The organism is Natronococcus occultus SP4, assembly GCF_000328685.1.
Taxonomy (GTDB): domain Archaea; phylum Halobacteriota; class Halobacteria; order Halobacteriales; family Natrialbaceae; genus Natronococcus; species Natronococcus occultus.
On the sequence record NC_019974.1, the window covers coordinates 44,028 to 60,612 of the forward strand.

Consider the following 16,585-nt stretch of genomic DNA (forward strand, 5'->3'; position numbering starts at 1 on the left):
GCTATGCGTTGGACCGACATAAGTTTCGTCGCTGCATGGGATCGTCATTCTCGTGAGGTGCTGGCATACGCCCCGATCGTCCGTCGAGACGGACCGACACCGTGAAAATCCCGGCGCCCGCCCATTCAGGTAATGACGATCGAAGACCGGGAGAACGCGCATCTGGTCACGCACGCACTCGCAAAACACACGCTCTCGCAGCTTCGGGACGTCGAGACCGAGCAGGTCAGCTTCCGGAAGGGGCTTGTCAAGCTCGGTCGGATCTGTGGCTACGAGATCATCGACGGCCGAATGGAGACCGAGTACGTCGAGATCGAGACGCCCCTGGAGCCGACGATGGGCGAGCGGGTCCGAGGACTCGACGACGTCGTCATCATCAACGTCTTGCGGGCGGCGACGCCGTTCGTCGAGGGACTGCTGAAGGCGTTCCCGCGTGCCCGCCAGGGCGTCATCAGCGCGAGCCGCGACGAGGACGCCGGTCGCGGGGACGACGGCTCGTTCCCGATCACGGTCGACTACGTCAAGCTCCCCGAGATCACCGAGGAGGATACGGTGATCATCGCCGACCCGATGCTCGCGACCGGGAGCACGATGTGTACCGTTCTGGACCACGTCATCGAGAACTCCCCCGAACCCGAGAACCTGATCGTTCTCTCGGCAGTTTCGGCACCGGAGGGGCTGCTCCGGGTCGACGAGACCCATCCCGAGGCCGACCTGCTGACGGTCTCGATCGACGATCGCCTCGACGAGGACGGGTTCATCGTGCCCGGGCTGGGCGACGCCGGCGACCGGGCGTTTCGGACGACCTAGCTACAGGTGTCGATTCCGAGGAGTTCGTTGGCGGGACAGCGCTGGACGATCGCGGTCGCGAAAACGTCGCTGCCGGCGACGAACGCCAGCGTCCCGAGCGTTCGGTCGCGGTTCCGGTAGCCGACGACGAGCAGGGCGATTCCGACGACGATCCGCAGTATGCGATCGAGTCCGCCGACGTTTGGATTCATACGCGAGGCCACGCGGGCCAGACCCGTCACTCTGTTCCCTGCACCCCTCCGTTTCCGGTCGAGTCGTCCTCCAGTACTGCGATTCGGCCCGTCAATCTCGAGTCGAAACGGTCCCAAAGTGTTTCCGGTCGAGTCGTTCGATTCGGCCGAGCCAACTCTTACTCGCGCCGGCGTCGCTCGAGCGTTCGCAGCCGTTCGATCCGCGCCGTCGCCGGCGGATGCGTGGCCGGGCGCCAGCCTAGCAGCCGACGTGCGCCGGCCGCTGCCGGCGCGAGGAGTCGGGCGTGGATCCGCGTGCCGATCCCGATCACTGCCCGCTCGAAGCGGTTCGGCTCCCCGATCAGTTCGAACGACACCGAGGGGAAGAATCGCTCGACCCAGCTCTCGTCGGTCCCGTCGTCCGCGGTCGCTTCGAGAGCCAGCGACCGCGGCACGATCCCGAGAGTCGCGCTGGCGTCTACCCGCGCGTCCGTTCGGGGACGAGCGCCCTCACCGAGCGCCTCCAGTGCGCTCGCGAGCGCCGCCGGATTCCCGGTGAGACGGCTCGCGCCACGGTCGGCGGCGTACTCGCGGGTCCGCGAAAAGAGCCCGAGGACGATCGCGTTCGCACCCAGTACCGTCCGGGCGACCGCGCTTACGGCGAGGTAGACGACGCCGAGGACCAGGATCGGCACCGCGAAGACGACGACGCCGATCCCCGTGACGAGGGCAATCAGCACCGTATTCTCGAGGACGCGCCGGAGCAGTCGCTCGCGTTCGAGCAGCCGATCGCCGATCGCGACGGTCGCGGCGACGGCGGTGACGACCGGCAGATCGCGGTTCGCGACGTGGGCGATCTCGTGGGCCAGCGCGGCCTCGAGTTCGTCGTCGTCGAGCTCCTCGAGCAGCCCCGTCGTGAGGACGATCGTCGGCGACCGCTGGCGCCCGACGGTCAGACAGCCCGGCTCGGGGCGGTCGGCGACGGCCACCGACGGAACGGGGACGTCGGCCTGGGTCGCCAGCCGTCGGACCCGGCTCGCGACGTTTCGCGGCCCGTCGCCGCCGCCGTCGACGTCCTCGAGGTCGAGCCCGGAGACGGCCCGCCGCGAGCCGTACCGCGCCTGGACGGCGACGAGACCGACCGCGCAGGCGAGAACCGTTCCGACCGCGGCCGGGAGCCCCGGCTCTATCGCCGAGCGACCGCTGGCCGAGAGGACGGTGGCCCCGCTCCAGGCGATCGCCGCGATGAGGACGGCGTTGAGCCCCACGACCAGCGCGAGCGCGCCGGCGATCCGGAGCTGCAGCCGTCGGTCGGGCGCGAGCGGCATATAGCGATATTTCGAGTCAAAGAACAAACCGTTTTCCGCCACGTTCCGCTACTCGTCGGCTTCGTCCGCCGTCGCCGCGCTCGAGAGCCCCGCGTCCCGCTCGCGTTCGAGTGCGGGCGGCGCGTCGCAATAGCTCGAGTAGCCGTCGAACCAGCGGGCGATGCGCTCGATGCGGTCGACGACGTGACCCGGCTCGCCGCTGCGGGAGAGCTCGTGGCCCTCGCGGGGGTAGCGGACGAGCCGCGTGTCGACGCCGTGTTTCTTGAGCCCGAGGTAGAACAGCTCGGCGGTGTTGGCGGGGGTCCGGTAGTCCTGATCGGAGTGGACCACGAGCGTCGGCGTCTCGACGTCGGGGACGTGGGCGACGGGTGAGCGCTTCCAGAGGAACTCGGGCTCCTCCCAGGGGGTCGTCCCGAAGTCGCCCTCGAGGAGCTTGAACGCGTCCGTCGAGCCGTAAAACCCGGCCAGATCGTAGACGCCACGCTGGGAGACCGCCGCCGTGAAGCGGTCGGTGTGGCCGACCGTCCAGGCGGTCATGAACCCGCCGAAGCTACCGCCGGTGACGAACAGCTCGTCCTCGTCGACGTACTCGCGTTCACAGACGGCGTCGATGCCGGCCAGAACGTCGGTCAGCGTGACATCGCCCCAGTCGCGTTCGATAGCGCTCATGTGGTCCTCGCCGTACCCCGTCGACCCACGTGGGTTCGACCAGAAGACGACGTAACCCCGCGCGGCAAGCGTCTGGAACTCGTGCCACATCGTCCCCGCGGTCGTCCACTGGGAGTGGGGCCCGCCGTGGATCTCGACGACCAGCGGGTACGTCTCGTCGGGGTCAAAGTCAGGCGGCGTGAGGACCCAGCCCTGAACCGCCGTCCTCTCGCTCTCGAACCACACCTCCTCGGGCTGACGGACGGCCCGGTCCGCGAGGAACCCGTCGTTGAGCCGGGTCAGTCTGACCGTCTCGGCACCCCCACGGGTCGTGAGAAAGAGATCGCCGGGGTGGTCCCACTCGCTTTGGACGACGGCGACGGCGTCGCGTCCGACCGAGAACGACTCGACGGTGACGTCCTCGCCGTAGACCCGCGTCGGCTCCTCGCTCCCGTCGGCGGGAACCGTCCAGAGAACTTTCGAGCCCGTGTCGGGCGTCGTGAAGTACAGTGACTCACCTTCCGGATCCCACTCGAAGGTCGACTTGTGATCGACCGTTCGGTCGAGCGGCACCGTCGGCGTGGTCTCGGTCCCCGTCTCGCGGTCGTGGACCCGCAGTTCGGTCTGGCCGAGTGTCAGCCGCTCCTCCGGCGTGTACTCGAAGGCGACTCGACCGTCCGCCGTCGCGTCGAGCCCGCCGATCCAGCCCGTCGTCCGCGTGAATTCTGTGCGCTCGTCGGTCTCGACGTCGTGCTCGACGAGATCGTAGATCACCGAATCGTCGGGTTGGTCGCCCGCTTTCGTCGCGTAGTAGACGGTTCCGGCGTCCCCCCACGTCGGGCCGACGTAGTCGTCGTCGCCGTCGGTAAGCCGGGTGATCGCCGCACCCGTGTCGTCGCCGTCCGCGGGATCGACGGCTCCTTCGAGGGCTGCCTCGACCTCGAGGACGTAGACGTGGCTCCGTCTTCCGTCGACGTACTCCGTCCCGGCGCGGTAGATCATGCGGTCGATCACCCGCGGATCGGGCGTCTCGGGTTCGTAGTCGGGATCGACCGTGCGGTCGCGTCCGTCCTCGCGGTCGGCCGCAGTGACTCGCTGGGTGAAAAGCAGCCGCTCGCCGTTGGGGCTCCACTCGAGGTCGTCGATCCCGCCGACGACGCCGGTAAGCCGTCGAGCTTCGCCGCCGTCGGTCGGCAGGAGCCACAGCTGCTGGCGGTCGTCCTCGCCGCGGGTGCTGGCGAACGCGAGGAACTCGCCGTCGGGGCTCCAGCGGGGCTGGCCGTCGACGCCGTCGGCCGCGGTGAACTGTCGCGGCTCGCCGCCGCCGACGGGAACGACGTGGATCGTCGCCGCGGTGGTCTCCTCGTCCTCGGGGGTTCGGCGAACGAACGCGACCCGCTCGCCGTCCGGCGCGAGTCGCGGCTCCGTCGCGTGTACGATCTCGTGGTAGTCGGCCGCCTCGATCCGGTTCATGCCAACAGGCGCCGTGGAATCGGCGAAAGTATTTCGATTCGTAGGCGGCTCGACCGTCTGCCGAGGACGACGTCCTCGACGCTCGTCCGCTCCAAGCGAATACTGTTGTGGTTCTCAATCGTTCCGAACGTCGCGAGTGTACTTTCCGTCACCCTGGTCGTTCGGGCGCGAACGAACGGGAAAAATCCGAAGCAGCTATTAACGTATTCCTCATTATATATCCCGTATGGTTCGAGACATCAAGCGGCGCAAGTTCATTGCGCTCGGTGGGGCTGCTGGAATCGTGGGAGTTGCCGGTTGTATCGGCGAGGACGCCGAGGAGGCGGAGAACGGAGACGACGAAAATGGCGACAACGGCGAGGACGACCTCGAGGAGGCCCAGCCCGAGGAAGGCGGGGAAACGCTCTCGCTGCACGCCGGGGGGACCGAAGGGACCTACTACCCGCTCGCGGGTGACATGAAGTCGATCGTCGAGGATCAGACGCCACACGGCATTCAGGTGCAGTCGACGGGAGCGAGCGTCGAGAACGCGGCCAGCCTCGGCCGCGAGGACACCGAGCTCGCACTGGTTCAGAACGACATCACCTACTTCGCGTACAACGGCGTCGAGCTCGACGAGTTCGAGGATGAACCGCTCGAGAACATCCGCGGCATCGCCTCGCTGTACCCGGAGACGATCCACATCGTCACTCAGGAGGACTCGGATATCGAGACCGTCGAGGATCTCGAGGGCGCGTCGGTCAACACCGGTGACGCCGGCAGCGGGACGCAGGTCAACGCCCTGCAGATCCTCGAGTCGGCGGGCGTCGAGGAGTTCGACGAACAGAACACCGACTTCGGGACCGCGGCCGACCAGATCGGCGACGGCGACGTCGACGCCGCAATCACCGTGGGCGGCTACCCGCTGGGTGCGATCGAGGACCTCTCGGCGACCCAGGACATCTCGTTCGTCGAGATCACCGACGAGGCCCGCGACAACCTGCTCGACGACGCGGAGTGGCTCGCCGAGGACGAGATCCCCGGCGGCACGTACGACGGCGTCGACGACGACGTCGAGACGGTCTCGGTGCAGGCGATGCTGGCGACCCACGAGGGCGTCGACGCGGAGGTCGTCGAGGAGGTCACGGCGGCGATGTTCGACAACGTCGACGACTTCACGACCCAGTCCGAGTTCATCGACGTCGAGACCTCCCAGGAGGCGATGCCGATCGACCTCCACGAGGGCGCTGAAGCGTACTTCGACGAGCAGGACGTCGACGACGAGGACGCCGACGACGAGGACGCCGACGACGAAGACGAGGAGTAACGGCTCACAACGACGCACTCGGCCGACCGTCGGCACACCACCGTGGATCACCCGACCCGACGAACCGTCCTCGTTTCCGCGGTCGCGCTGTTCGGAGCGACGGCCGTTACGACCGCCTCGGTCGCCGACAGGACGCTGGTCGTCGCCGACGCCGAGTCGGGTGATCGACTGTTCGAGATCCCCGTCGATCAGGGCGATGCGGTGACGATCGCCTACACTCACAGCGTCGAGAAGACGCCGATCGAGGACGTCTACGTCGTCGAGGACTCGTCCCTGCGGGCCGATCGGTCGGTGTTTCATTCCTTCGGCGCGGGGTTGCCGACGAGCGACGTCGAGCGAACCGAGGAGGGGTACGTGGTCGAGGGCACCGAAACCCACGACGAGCTTCGGCTCGCACCCGGCGAGATCGCCGGCCACGAACTGCGTGTCGGGGAACGACGGTATCCGCTTGCGGAGGCTGCCGATGGTCGGGTCGTCCTGTTTCTGACCGACCGGGGGATCGGCGACGCCGTCACCGACGGTAACTCGAGCGAACGAACCGAAAGGATAACATCACCGACGGCGGCAAAAATCACTGGGACGAATTTATGAGCGTAGATAGGGGCGACGAAGCGGGACTCAGCGACGAGGAACAACAGGAACTCATGGAGGAGGTCCAGCGGCGCCGATCCCACCGGGGGCTGGCGGTCGTGGTCGTCGCCCTGATCGCGATCGCGTTCTCGACGTTCCAGATATGGATCGCCGCACGCGGGTACGCGTTCGGCGCCGAGCTGCCGGTGATCGGGGAGGTCCAGCTCGCTGCCCTCCAGCAGCTCCAGGTCAACGCGATCCACGTCGCGTTCGGGCTGGTGCTCGCGTTCCTGCTGTTCCCGACGAGTCGCGGCGAGGGGTTCCTCGCCCGACAGCTCGGCCGGATCGAACCGGCCGTCAGGAGCCGATTCGGCGACGACCACCCGCTCACGCGAGGCACCGCGAACGCCGCGGGCGCGACCAGGTGGGCGTTCCTCGATCCCGACATGGACCGGGTCGCCCCGGCCGACGTCGTCCTGGCCGTCCTCGCGATGATGCCGGCGTACTACACCGCGACGAACTACGACGAGATCCAACAGATCGCGGTCCACCGCTTCGAGGACACCCAGTCGCTGGGCGAGGTCTTCGCTCCCCTCGCCCCGATCGAGGCGGGGCTGACCGCGATCGGTATCCCGATGGCCGACGTCTCGGCCGCGTTCGTGCTGAGCGTCCTCGGGATGTTGCTCGTCCTCGAGGCGACCCGCCGGGCGCTGGGCCTCCTCCTGACGTCGCTCGTCGCCCTGTTTATCGTCTACGCCCGCTGGGGATACCACATTCCCGGAGATTCGGCGATCGGCGCGCTGTCGATCCAGCCCGACACGTGGGCTAACATCATGTACAACCTCTGGTATACGGTCGAGGCGGGGGTCCACAGCCAGCCGGTTTCCGTCAGCGTTCGCTTCATCTACATCTTCATCCTGTTCGGCGCCTTCCTCGAGATGAGCGGGGCCGGCCGCTGGTTCATCGATATGGCTTACTCCGCGACCGGGACTCGCAAGGGTGGTCCCGCGAAGGCGAGTGTCGTCTCAAGCGGGTTCATGGGGATGCTCAGCGGCTCGTCGATCGCCAACACGGTGACGACGGGGGCCTTTACGATCCCGCTGATGAAACGGTCGGGCTACTCGCCGGAGTTCTCCGGAGCAGTCGAGTCCTCGTCGTCCTCGGGCGGGCAGATGCTTCCGCCCGTGATGGGTGCTGCGGCCTTCCTCATCGTCGAGTTCACGGGGACCCCCTACGCCGACGTGATCATCGCCGCGACGCTGCCCGCACTGGCATTCTTCTTTGGGATGTGGGTGATGGTCCACTTCGAGGCGGTCCGGGGCGGAATCGGCGGGCTCCCTCGCTCCGAGCTGCCTGACGTCCGTTCGGCGCTGCGCAGCGGCTGGTTTTACTTCATTCCGCTCGTCCTGTTGCTGTACTTCCTGGTGATCGCCAGATACTCGATCAACCGCGCCGGCTGGCTCACGATCGTCGCCGTCGTCGCCCTGCTGGCGATCGTCGCCGCCTACGACGAACGCACCCGGGTTCCGCTACTGGCGACGCTCGCAGCGGCGTATCTCGCCCAGGCCGGCTCCTACGTGGTCTTCGGCGGCGGGCTCCTGGATACCGTCCAGGCGCTTGCCGGCCTCGAACCCGCCGGTGAACCGCTTGCGATCACCGACGCTGCGGTGGCCGCGATCGGCGACTTCGGCGTGATCGCGATCCTGGTCAGCGCCGTCTTTATCCTCCTGCGGCCCCGCGCCGACGCGCCGTTGCTCGATTTCGACCCCGAGGTCGACGCGGCGGCCGAGCGAAGCGCGAAGACGTTCAACCGGCCGTCTCTGGCGGGCAACCGGGGCTACCGGTTCGGTGCCTTCGTTCTGAAGTCGATGGATTCGGGGGCCCGAACCGCGACCACCGTCGTCGTCGCCGTCGCCGCCGCGGGGGTCGTCCCCGGCGTCATCAGCGTCTCCGGGCTGGGGCCGAACCTGGCCGCGCTCATCAGCGAGGTCAGCGGCGACTCGATGCTCATCCTGCTGACCCTGACCGGTGTCGCCGCGATCATCTTCGGGATGGGGATGCCGACGACGGCGATGTACATCATCCTGGTCGCGATGCTCGAGGCGCCGCTGGTCGAAGCCGGCGTTATCGTCCTCGCGGCACACCTGTTCGTCCTCTACTGGGGACTGATGGCCGACGTCACCCCGCCGGTCGCCGTCGCCGCCTTCGCCGGCGCTGGTGTCGCGAAAGCCGAGGAGATGAAGACCGCGGCGATCGCGTTCCTGCTGTCGCTGAACAAGGTGTTAGTGCCGTTCGCGTTCGTCTTCTCGCCGGGCATCCTGTTGTTGCGTGACGGCGAAATCATGGGCTGGGGAGACCTCACTGACCTGGGCTACGTCGTTCCGGATGTCGTGATTCCGGTCGTAGGGATGTTCCTCGGGGTCTACGCGCTCGGCGTGACGATCATCGGCTACCAGTACACCGAGGTCACACAGGTAAACCGCGCGCTGTACTCGATCGCCTCGATCCTGCTGATGGTCCCCGAGATTCCGCTGTTGCTCGTCGAGGGAATCCTCACGCTCGCGGGCGTCCCCTCGGCGCTGACGATCTTCGAAATTACCGCCTCGCTGCGCGGTATCGGCCTTGCGATGCTCGTGGGACTGAGCTATCGGAACCGCTCGCGGGCCGACCTCGAGGACGCCGACGCCGACACGGCCACCTCCGCGCCGGCAGCCGGCGACGCCTGAGCCGCGATCCCATCATTATTTCAACCAGTCCGGCGTAGTGGGTGGCATGTCCGACGCCAGCAAGCAGCCCGCCGATTCTTCGAGTCGCGGGTTCCGGACCGTTCTCGGTCTCTACCTCGGCGTCCTCGTCGCCGGCGTCGCCGCCTCGGTGGCGGCGACCCAGTCGGTTTCGGAGGCCGTCCTCGTCGCGGTCTTCGCCGGCGGCCTCGCGACCGGGGCGATCCTCGGGGTCGTCGCCGCGCGACTCGATGACGATCTCGCGATCCGTCTCGGACGGAGCCGACGCCGTCGCGCGCTGTTGTACCTGCCCGGGATCCCGGGCCTGCTCGGCGCGGCGGCCGTCGCCACGTCCTGGTCCCCGATCGCCTCGACGTTCGTCGCGACCGGGTCCTCGCTCTCCGTTCTCGTGGTCGGGTACGTCCTCGGCGGTATCGCCCGAAGCGAGTACGTGGAGGCAGTCACCGCGGGCGAGCCGACAGCCACCTGGAGCTGGACCCCGCCGGGCGGTGGCAAGGTCGATACGTTCGTCGCCCTCGCCTGGCTGTTCATCGCGTTCGCCAACGCCGTCGGTGGCAACTGGGCCGCCGCCGTCGTCTGGCTGCTGATCGCGGTCGGCTGGATCGTCGCCGGCGCTATCGAAGGTCGCTGGCAGACACGATGGGGAACCCACCCCGAAATTCGGGTTCACGATGACGGGCTCGTCAAGCGTCGTCCGTTCACGAAGACGTTCGTCCCCTGGGACGAGGTCTCTCACGTTCGGCTCCACGAGGACGAACTCGTCCTCGATCGCGGGCTGTTCGACGTCCGCCTCGAGCGCTCGGAGCTCGCCGAGCTCGAGGCTGCTCGGGAGACGATCGAACGGTGTATCGAGACCGCAGGCGCGGACGCACGGTCCGTACCGTAGCTACGCGAGGTCGGCTCGTCCGCTGGTCGCACTTTGGAGCCGATCCCGCAGCGCGTCGGCCTCCGCGACCGGAACCCGAACCTCGAACGTGACCTCGGCCTCGTAGTCGGCCTCGAACTCGAGGGCCTCGCTCTCGAGGACGCTGCGGACGGTCCCCGAGTCGTCGTACGCGACGGTGATCGTCACCCGCTCGTGGGGGCGCTGTTCGACGATCCCCGCGTCCTCGACGGCTTCTTTCACCGCCCGGGAGTAGGCCCGCACGAGCCCGCCGACGCCGAGGTTCGTCCCGCCATAGTAGCGGGTGACGACGACCACGCAGTTCTCGAGTTCTTGCTGGGCGAGGACGTTCAGCGCCGGCTTGCCCGCCGAGCCGGAGGGTTCGCCGTCGTCGCTCGAGTACTCCCGGAGAAACTCCCCGTCGGAGTCCGCCCGCACCCGGTAGGCGGGGACGTTGTGGGTCGCGTCCTCGTACTCCGTGGCGACGCGGTCGATGAACGCCTCGGCGTCGGCGACGGCGTCGACGGGCCGGACGTGGCCGAGAAACTCCGACCCCTGAACGACGAACCGCGCCGTCGCGGCGTCGGCGACGGTTCGGTACGTCTCGCTCACCCGGGTTCACCCCGGCTCCCTCCCGGATCGATCATGGAGGTCGTACTCCCGCTATCGAAAAGAGCTCGTCGGTCGCCGCGGGGCCGGTTCCGGATCCGCTACGTTATTGACCCTCGGTACGGTCTGTCACCGCATGGACGACGCGATCATCGACGAGACGCTCGTCGACGAACTCCGTAGCGCCTGTCGAACCACCGTCGGCGACGAGCTTCGCAGCATCACGTATCTCACCGAGGACGACGTCGAGCAGGTGTACCTGCGGTCGGATCTCGACCGGACCGCCGATCTGGTTGGGTTCGCCGAACACGAGCGACGCGGGTTCCACTCCCAGTCGGCCTACCGCAACACTCAGCTCGGCGAGTACCAGGCGACGATTCGGATGTTCGAGAACGGCTACCTGTCCCGCGTGATCCGTGGATCACACGGCGTCTGGGTGACGACGGACAACATGTCGATGGAGCGGTTCGAGGAGCTGACGAGCGCGCTCAGCGCCATCCTCGAGGACCACGAGCCGGCACCCTGACCTCACTGCAGTTCGATCTTGCGGACGAACTCGAGGTCGCGGATCTCGGTGATCACCGCACCCGGCAGATCCTGGTCCGTGACGAGATAGAGCCGGGGCTCGTCGGTAAACTCGGGGTCCTCGCTGATCGTCTGGCGGATCGAGATCCCGTTGTCGGCAAGCGTCCCCGTAATCCGGGCGACGATCCCCTCCTGGTCGGCGTCGTCGACCGCGATCGACAGCACCGTCAGATCGAGGACGGGCGCCAGATCCATCAGGCTGGGGACCTGCGAGATGTTCTGGAAGATCCGCCGAAGCTCGGGGTCCTCGAGAATAACGTCGGTCGTCGAGTCGACGACCCGTCGATCGACGCCGATCTCGCGTGCGATCCCCGTGTTCGGGATCTCGATGCCCCCGGAGACGACCCGGCCGTCGTCGTTGACGGAGAACCCGCGCTCGAGCAGCAGGCGGATCACCGCCTGCTGGCTCGGCGATCCCTCGAACTTCTCCATGATCTCGTCGAACATGTCCGTGCAGTACGCGGGCCGAGGTATAAGGATCGGTGATCGACGCCTGTCCGTGCTCGGAACGGGACCACCGCGGCCGCTACAGGGTTCCCTTCGTGCTCGGGGTTCCCTCCCGGCGGTCGTCGATCCGGGTCGCGTCGTCGAGGGTGCGCGCGAGCGCCTTGAACAGCGCCTCGACCTCGTGGTGGGCGTTCTCACCGTCGACCTCGAGATGCAGTGTCAGCCCGGCGTTCATCGCCAGCGATTCGCCGAAGTGGCGAGCCATGTCGCTCGTGAACTCGCCGATCGCGTCCTGAGAGAACTCCCCGTCGAAGTAAAACCGTGGTCGGCCGCTAACGTCGACGACGGCACCCGCGACGGCCTCGTCCAGGGGAACGCGGCGATCGGCGTAACGGACGATCCCCGTGCGATCGCCAAGCGCCTCGTCGAACGCCGTTCCCAGCACGATCGCGACGTCCTCGACGGTGTGGTGGTCGTCGATCTCGAGGTCGCCGTCGCAGCTGATCTCGAGGTCGAACAGCCCGTGTTTGGCCAGCGCCGTCAGCATGTGATCGAAGAAGCCGATCCCCGTCTCGACGTCGGCCACGCCGGTTCCGTCGACAGCGACGGAACAGTCGATGGTCGTCTCGCTGGTCTCGCGGCTCGCTGTCGCCGTTCGATCGCTCATGGTGAACCGATACCGCCGCCGGTACAAGGTGGTTCCGCTCGGCCCGGCGGCGCGGAACCGCCGCCGACGGGCACTCACTGAGAACGGGCCATAAAATCTCTAACTAGTTCTGGGCCGGTTTCGAAACGTCCGTTACGACACGGTGACACGATAAAATAGCGCTAATCAGCCCTAGTATTCTATTGTTTATATGACGGCTGTAGTGAATGTGTTGGGTACAAAGAGGTCGGTCACGCTCCCATGTCGAACCACTCCCCGCTCTCGAACGAATCGGTCGCCCCCTCCAACCCGGACGCCGGAGCGGAGCGGTACCACCGCCGGCTCGCCCGCTCGATCAAAGGCCCCGCCCAGTTCCTCGCGTTCTGGGCCGCGATCGCCCTGCCGTTCGTCCACCTCCCGCTGCTCGCACGCGGCCTCGGCGACCCCGACGCCGTACTGGCGTTCTCGTTGCTGCTTGGCTGTAACGTCGTCGCGCTCTACGTCGGTCACGACCACAACCGTGAGTGACCGCCAGCGACCGTCGCCGCCTCCGGAGCGGTTCCCGACCCTTGCGTTCGCGTTCCGAACTCATTATCTACCCGCCACCCACACCGTCGGACACGCGTGACCGTTCGTGTCGACTGGCGCTCGAGCTGTAGCCTCACCGGGACGGTACTCAAGTGGCTCGCCGTCCCCCTAGCCGCGCCGCTGGCGCTTGCGGTCTTCGACGGCGACGACCCCCTGCCGTTTCTCGTTGCGATCGTTCTTACCGGGGTGGTTGGAATCGCGCTCGAGACCCTCTCCGAGGAGCGCTCGCTCGGCCAGCGGGAGGCGTTTCTGATGGTCGCGATCACCTGGCTCGGGGTCGCCGCGGTCGGTGCCGTCCCGTTCGTCCTCGCCGGGCTCGCGGCCGGGCCCCAGTCGGCGTTCTACGGCGGCCTCGGCGGACCGGTCAACGCTCTCTTCGAGAGTATGAGCGGGCTGACGACGACGGGTGCGACCGTAATGAGCGGCTGGGACTTCGCGAACCAGTCGCGAGCGATCCTGCTCTGGCGCCAGCTGATCCAGTGGCTCGGCGGGCTTGGGATCCTGATCGTCGCGATCGGTCTGCTCTCGAGTCTGATGGTCGGTGGCGCCCAGCTGATGGAAACCGAGACCCAGACCCGGAACGTCCGCAAGCTCCGGCCCCACATCAGCGATACGGCCCGGCTCATCTGGGGGCTGTACGTCGGTATCACCGTCTTGGCGGCCGCGACGTTCTACGCGCTTCACCTGGCCGGGCTCGGACCGAACATGGATCCGTTCAATGCTGTCTCCCACGCGTTGACCAGCGTCGCTACCGCCGGCTTCTCGCCGGAACCCGGCAGCGCCGGCGCCTTCTCCCCGGCCGTCCAGTGGGCGATCATTCCGTTCATGATCCTGGGGTCGACCAACTTCGTCCTGCTGTACTACGTCACGCAGGGCGGCTACCGCCGTCCGTTCGAGTCCCAGGAGTTTCGCTTCTACATCGGCGCGCTCGGGGTTTTCTCTGCGCTGGTCGTGGCGATCCTCCTGCTCGATCCCGACGTGAATACGGGTCTCGAATCGACGATCCGACACGGACTGTTTAACGTCACGTCGCTGGTGACGACGACGGGCTACGCCTCGACGGACTTCGATCTGTGGGGGCCCGGCGCGAAACACCTCCTGTTTCTGTGTATGTTCATCGGCGGGATGGCCGGCTCGACGACCTGCTCGATCAAGTCGCTGCGCTGGCTGGTGACGCTGAAGGCGTTTCGCAGAAGCCTCTTCACGTCGGTCCACCCCGAGGCGATCCGCCCGCTCCGGCTCGGCGACGAGGTCGTCGACGAGGAGACGGTCCGGGACATCTACGCCTACATCCTGCTCACGCTCGTGATCTTCTTCCTGCTGACGATCTTCGTGGTCGTCGATGCGGCCCGCACCAGCGACCCCGTCGGCGAATTCGAGGCGATGGGCGCCTCGGCGTCGATCTTCCTCAATATCGGCCCCGCCTTCGAACGCGCCGGCCCGATGGACAACTACGCCGGCTTCTCGGTTACCTCTCGGAGCGTGATGGTGATCATGATGTGGATCGGTCGCATCGAGATCATCCCGGTGCTCGTACTACTGACACCAGCGTTCTGGAAATCGTAGCCGTCGACGGACGCGGTTCAGTCGTCGACCGCGGCCGTCGCTTCCTCGAGCGTAAACCGTCCCTCGTACAGCGCGCTCCCGACCACGACCGCGGCTGCGCCCGTCTCCTCGATCGCCCGTACGTCCTCGAGGGTCGCGACGCCCCCGCTCGCGATCACCGGGATCTCGGTCGCCGTGACCAGCTCCGCGACGGGCTCGGTCGCGACGCCCTCGAGCTGCCCCTCGACGTCAACGTTCGTAAAGAGGATCGCCGCGGCACCCAGCTCGGCGTAGCGTTCGGCGGCCTCGACGGGCGTGACGCCGGCGCCCTCCGTCCAGCCCTCGACGACGACCTCGCCGTCCTTGGCGTCGAGGCTGACGACCACGCTGTTGGGGTATTCCTCGCTGATCTCGGCGACGATCTCGGGGTTTTCGACGGCCGCGGTGCCGAGGACAACCCGGTCGACGCCGCGCTCGAGCAGGTCGGCAGCGTCGGCTGCGGTTCGGATCCCCCCGCCCAGCTGGGTGGGGACGTCGACGGCGTCGATCACGGCGTCGATCGCGTCGGCGTTCGCGCGCTCGCCCTCGAAGGCGCCGTCCAGATCGACCAGGTGGAGCGTCTCCGCGCCGGCGTCGACCCAGCGCTCGGCGGCCTCGACGGGCTCGCCGTAGCTCTTTTCGGTACCGCGCTCGCCCTGAACCAGCTGGACGACCTCACCGTCCTGGACGTCTACCGCAGGAATCACCTCGAACCCGTCGTCGCTCGCGTCGGCGGTCATACTCGAGTGCGCGGGGCCGAGGCGAGTAAAGGCGACGGTTCCGGCGACTGCCACCGACCGTCGATCCGCCGGCGTCGCTTCTCGCTTCAGTGACTCCTTTCGAGTCGGTGTGTCACCGCAGTCGTTCCTGTCGACGTCGCTGTTAGGGTAACCCCGAAGCTCCCGTCCGTTTCAGTATCACCGTGGCGTACAAAGAGAGTTCAACATCTACTTGAAGATACCACTCGCAGTACTCAACAATGGTCGAGACTCTTCTACTGATCGGGGTAATCGCATCGATCTTCGTCGGCTTCAACATCGGTGGCTCCTCGACCGGGATCACGTGGGGACCGTCGGTTGGCGCCGGAATCGTGACAAAGTCGACTGCGGCGGCGATCATGACGGTTTTCGTCTTTCTCGGCGGGATCACCGTCGGACAGAACGTCATGGAGACGCTCAGTGAGGGGATCATTACGATCGATCTCACGCTATCGGCGGGGGTCGCCGTCCTCTTCTTTATCGGACTGGGCATTCTCGTCGCCAACGTCTTCGGCGTCCCTGTTCCGACCTCGATGACGACCGTCGGCGCGATCGCCGGACTCGGACTGGCGACCGGGACGCTCAACTACACGACGATCGCCGAGATCATCTCGTGGTGGGTCGTGACGCCGATCATCGGCTTCTGGATCGGCGGGATCATCGGCCGGTACATCTATCCGGAGGTCAACCGTCGCGTACAGATCGAAAAGACCGACGGACCGCTGCTCACGCTCGAACGGGACGGAGCGATCCCGAAACCGGTACTCGGGCCGAACACGACCCCGTCGGAGGTCGCTACCACCGCCGTCGTCCTCGTTATCGGCTGTTACATGGCGTTTAGCGCCGGTGCGAGCAACGTCCCGAACGCCGCCGCACCGCTTGTCGGCGAGGCCGGACTGGAGGTAAACACCGCGGTCGTCATCGCCACCCTCGCGATCGGGATCGGTGCGTTCACCATCGCTCGCCGAACGATGGACTCGGTCGGCGGGGAACTGAGCGATATCCCGCTGCTTGCAGCGCTTTTCGTTATGGTGACGGCGTCGACGATCACGACGATCCTCTCCTATATCGGGATCCCGATCAGCCTCGTGATGGCGACGGTGATGACGATCGTCGGGATCGGCTGGGGTCGGGCGACCCGACCGATCACGTTCCGCGAGGCGGTCACTCGCGACACCGAGGCCCAGGAGCGCGATATCAAACTGGGCGCGATCGTCACCGAGGAAGAGAAGGATAAACCGGCGCCCCCGATCGGCGAAGCGGAGACCGAAGAGGTGCTTCACGGGAGCGACCTGTTTAACCCGCGAGCGGTGATCAAGTACGTCTCGATGTGGATCATCGGCCCCTCCATGTCGACGTTGCTTGCCTACGGTTTCTTTACGCTTCTTCCGGGTGTCGCCTAATCGACAGGAGACTTACATCATCGGCTGTCGTAT

General features: G+C 66.8%; 16 protein-coding genes. 9 read left to right on the top strand and 7 right to left on the bottom strand.

The window, feature by feature from the left end:
* Nucleotides 1-132 precede the first annotated feature (132 nt).
* Entirely contained in the window at nucleotides 133-810 is a 678-nt protein-coding gene (gene upp / locus NATOC_RS00195; protein ID WP_015319381.1) for a uracil phosphoribosyltransferase, read from the top strand.
* Here the strand turns inward: upp and NATOC_RS00200 are convergent.
* The 3 genes from NATOC_RS00200 to NATOC_RS00210 form a co-directional block, all read right to left on the bottom strand.
* Nucleotides 807-1,001, bottom strand: coding sequence for a YgaP family membrane protein (locus tag NATOC_RS00200; RefSeq protein WP_015319382.1), 195 nt, complete (start codon nucleotides 999-1,001; stop codon nucleotides 807-809). The two genes, upp and NATOC_RS00200, sit on opposite strands and share 4 nt — an antisense overlap.
* A 158-nt stretch (nucleotides 1,002-1,159) precedes the next feature.
* Entirely contained in the window at nucleotides 1,160-2,308 is a 1,149-nt protein-coding gene (locus tag NATOC_RS00205) for a M48 family metallopeptidase (RefSeq protein WP_015319383.1), read from the bottom strand.
* A gap of 48 nt (nucleotides 2,309-2,356) precedes the next feature.
* The gene (locus tag NATOC_RS00210) at nucleotides 2,357-4,429 is read right to left on the bottom strand and encodes a S9 family peptidase (protein ID WP_015319384.1); all 2,073 of its coding nucleotides are present in this window, start codon (nucleotides 4,427-4,429) and stop codon (nucleotides 2,357-2,359) included.
* A 226-nt stretch (nucleotides 4,430-4,655) separates the two neighbouring features.
* On the opposite strand from NATOC_RS00210, the gene NATOC_RS00215 reads away from it, so the two are divergent.
* The 4 genes from NATOC_RS00215 to NATOC_RS00230 are packed head-to-tail and all read left to right on the top strand — an operon-like array spanning nucleotide 4,656 to nucleotide 9,935.
* Nucleotides 4,656-5,735 carry a TAXI family TRAP transporter solute-binding subunit gene (locus NATOC_RS00215; protein ID WP_015319385.1) on the top strand — a complete coding sequence of 360 codons (1,080 nt, stop codon included), beginning with the start codon at nucleotides 4,656-4,658 and terminating at the stop codon, nucleotides 5,733-5,735.
* A 42-nt stretch (nucleotides 5,736-5,777) separates the two neighbouring features.
* Entirely contained in the window at nucleotides 5,778-6,326 is a 549-nt protein-coding gene (locus tag NATOC_RS00220; RefSeq protein WP_015319386.1) for a DUF1850 domain-containing protein, read from the top strand.
* Nucleotides 6,323-9,031 carry a TRAP transporter permease gene (locus tag NATOC_RS00225; RefSeq protein ID WP_015319387.1) on the top strand — a complete coding sequence of 903 codons (2,709 nt, stop codon included), beginning with the start codon at nucleotides 6,323-6,325 and terminating at the stop codon, nucleotides 9,029-9,031. The genes NATOC_RS00220 and NATOC_RS00225 overlap by 4 nt, the downstream gene beginning before the upstream one ends.
* A 46-nt stretch (nucleotides 9,032-9,077) precedes the next feature.
* Nucleotides 9,078-9,935 carry a PH domain-containing protein gene (locus tag NATOC_RS00230; RefSeq protein ID WP_015319388.1) on the top strand — a complete coding sequence of 286 codons (858 nt, stop codon included), beginning with the start codon at nucleotides 9,078-9,080 and terminating at the stop codon, nucleotides 9,933-9,935.
* On the opposite strand, the gene NATOC_RS00235 is transcribed toward NATOC_RS00230, so the two are convergent.
* Nucleotides 9,936-10,544, bottom strand: coding sequence for an IMPACT family protein (locus NATOC_RS00235; protein WP_015319389.1), 609 nt, complete (start codon nucleotides 10,542-10,544; stop codon nucleotides 9,936-9,938).
* 133 nt (nucleotides 10,545-10,677) lie between these two features.
* Between NATOC_RS00235 and NATOC_RS00240 the strand changes: the two genes are divergently transcribed.
* The gene (locus NATOC_RS00240; protein ID WP_015319390.1) at nucleotides 10,678-11,067 is read left to right on the top strand and encodes a DUF7522 family protein; all 390 of its coding nucleotides are present in this window, start codon (nucleotides 10,678-10,680) and stop codon (nucleotides 11,065-11,067) included.
* Nucleotides 11,068-11,069: 2 nt separating this feature from the next.
* Here NATOC_RS00240 and NATOC_RS00245 read toward each other — a convergent pair whose 3' ends face one another.
* The gene (locus tag NATOC_RS00245) at nucleotides 11,070-11,573 is read right to left on the bottom strand and encodes a regulator of amino acid metabolism, contains ACT domain (RefSeq protein WP_015319391.1); all 504 of its coding nucleotides are present in this window, start codon (nucleotides 11,571-11,573) and stop codon (nucleotides 11,070-11,072) included.
* A gap of 79 nt (nucleotides 11,574-11,652) precedes the next feature.
* Nucleotides 11,653-12,240 (bottom strand): imidazoleglycerol-phosphate dehydratase HisB, encoded by a 588-nt coding sequence (gene hisB / locus NATOC_RS00250; RefSeq protein ID WP_015319392.1) that lies wholly within the window; start codon nucleotides 12,238-12,240, stop codon nucleotides 11,653-11,655.
* 240 nt (nucleotides 12,241-12,480) lie between these two features.
* On the opposite strand from hisB, the gene NATOC_RS00255 reads away from it, so the two are divergent.
* Together NATOC_RS00255 and NATOC_RS00260 are read left to right on the top strand one after the other, a co-directional pair.
* Nucleotides 12,481-12,747, top strand: coding sequence for a hypothetical protein (locus NATOC_RS00255; protein ID WP_015319393.1), 267 nt, complete (start codon nucleotides 12,481-12,483; stop codon nucleotides 12,745-12,747).
* A 96-nt stretch (nucleotides 12,748-12,843) separates the two neighbouring features.
* Entirely contained in the window at nucleotides 12,844-14,373 is a 1,530-nt protein-coding gene (locus NATOC_RS00260; RefSeq protein WP_015319394.1) for a TrkH family potassium uptake protein, read from the top strand.
* Nucleotides 14,374-14,390: 17 nt separating this feature from the next.
* Here the strand turns inward: NATOC_RS00260 and hisA are convergent, their stop codons facing one another.
* Complete coding sequence (gene hisA, locus NATOC_RS00265) at nucleotides 14,391-15,131, bottom strand: 1-(5-phosphoribosyl)-5-[(5-phosphoribosylamino)methylideneamino]imidazole-4-carboxamide isomerase (protein ID WP_015319395.1); 741 nt, start codon at nucleotides 15,129-15,131, stop codon at nucleotides 14,391-14,393.
* A 239-nt stretch (nucleotides 15,132-15,370) separates the two neighbouring features.
* On the opposite strand from hisA, the gene NATOC_RS00270 reads away from it, so the two are divergent.
* A complete protein-coding gene (locus NATOC_RS00270) occupies nucleotides 15,371-16,552 on the top strand; it encodes an inorganic phosphate transporter (RefSeq protein WP_015319396.1) in 1,182 nt (393 codons plus the stop codon).
* Nucleotides 16,553-16,585: the final 33 nt, after the last annotated feature.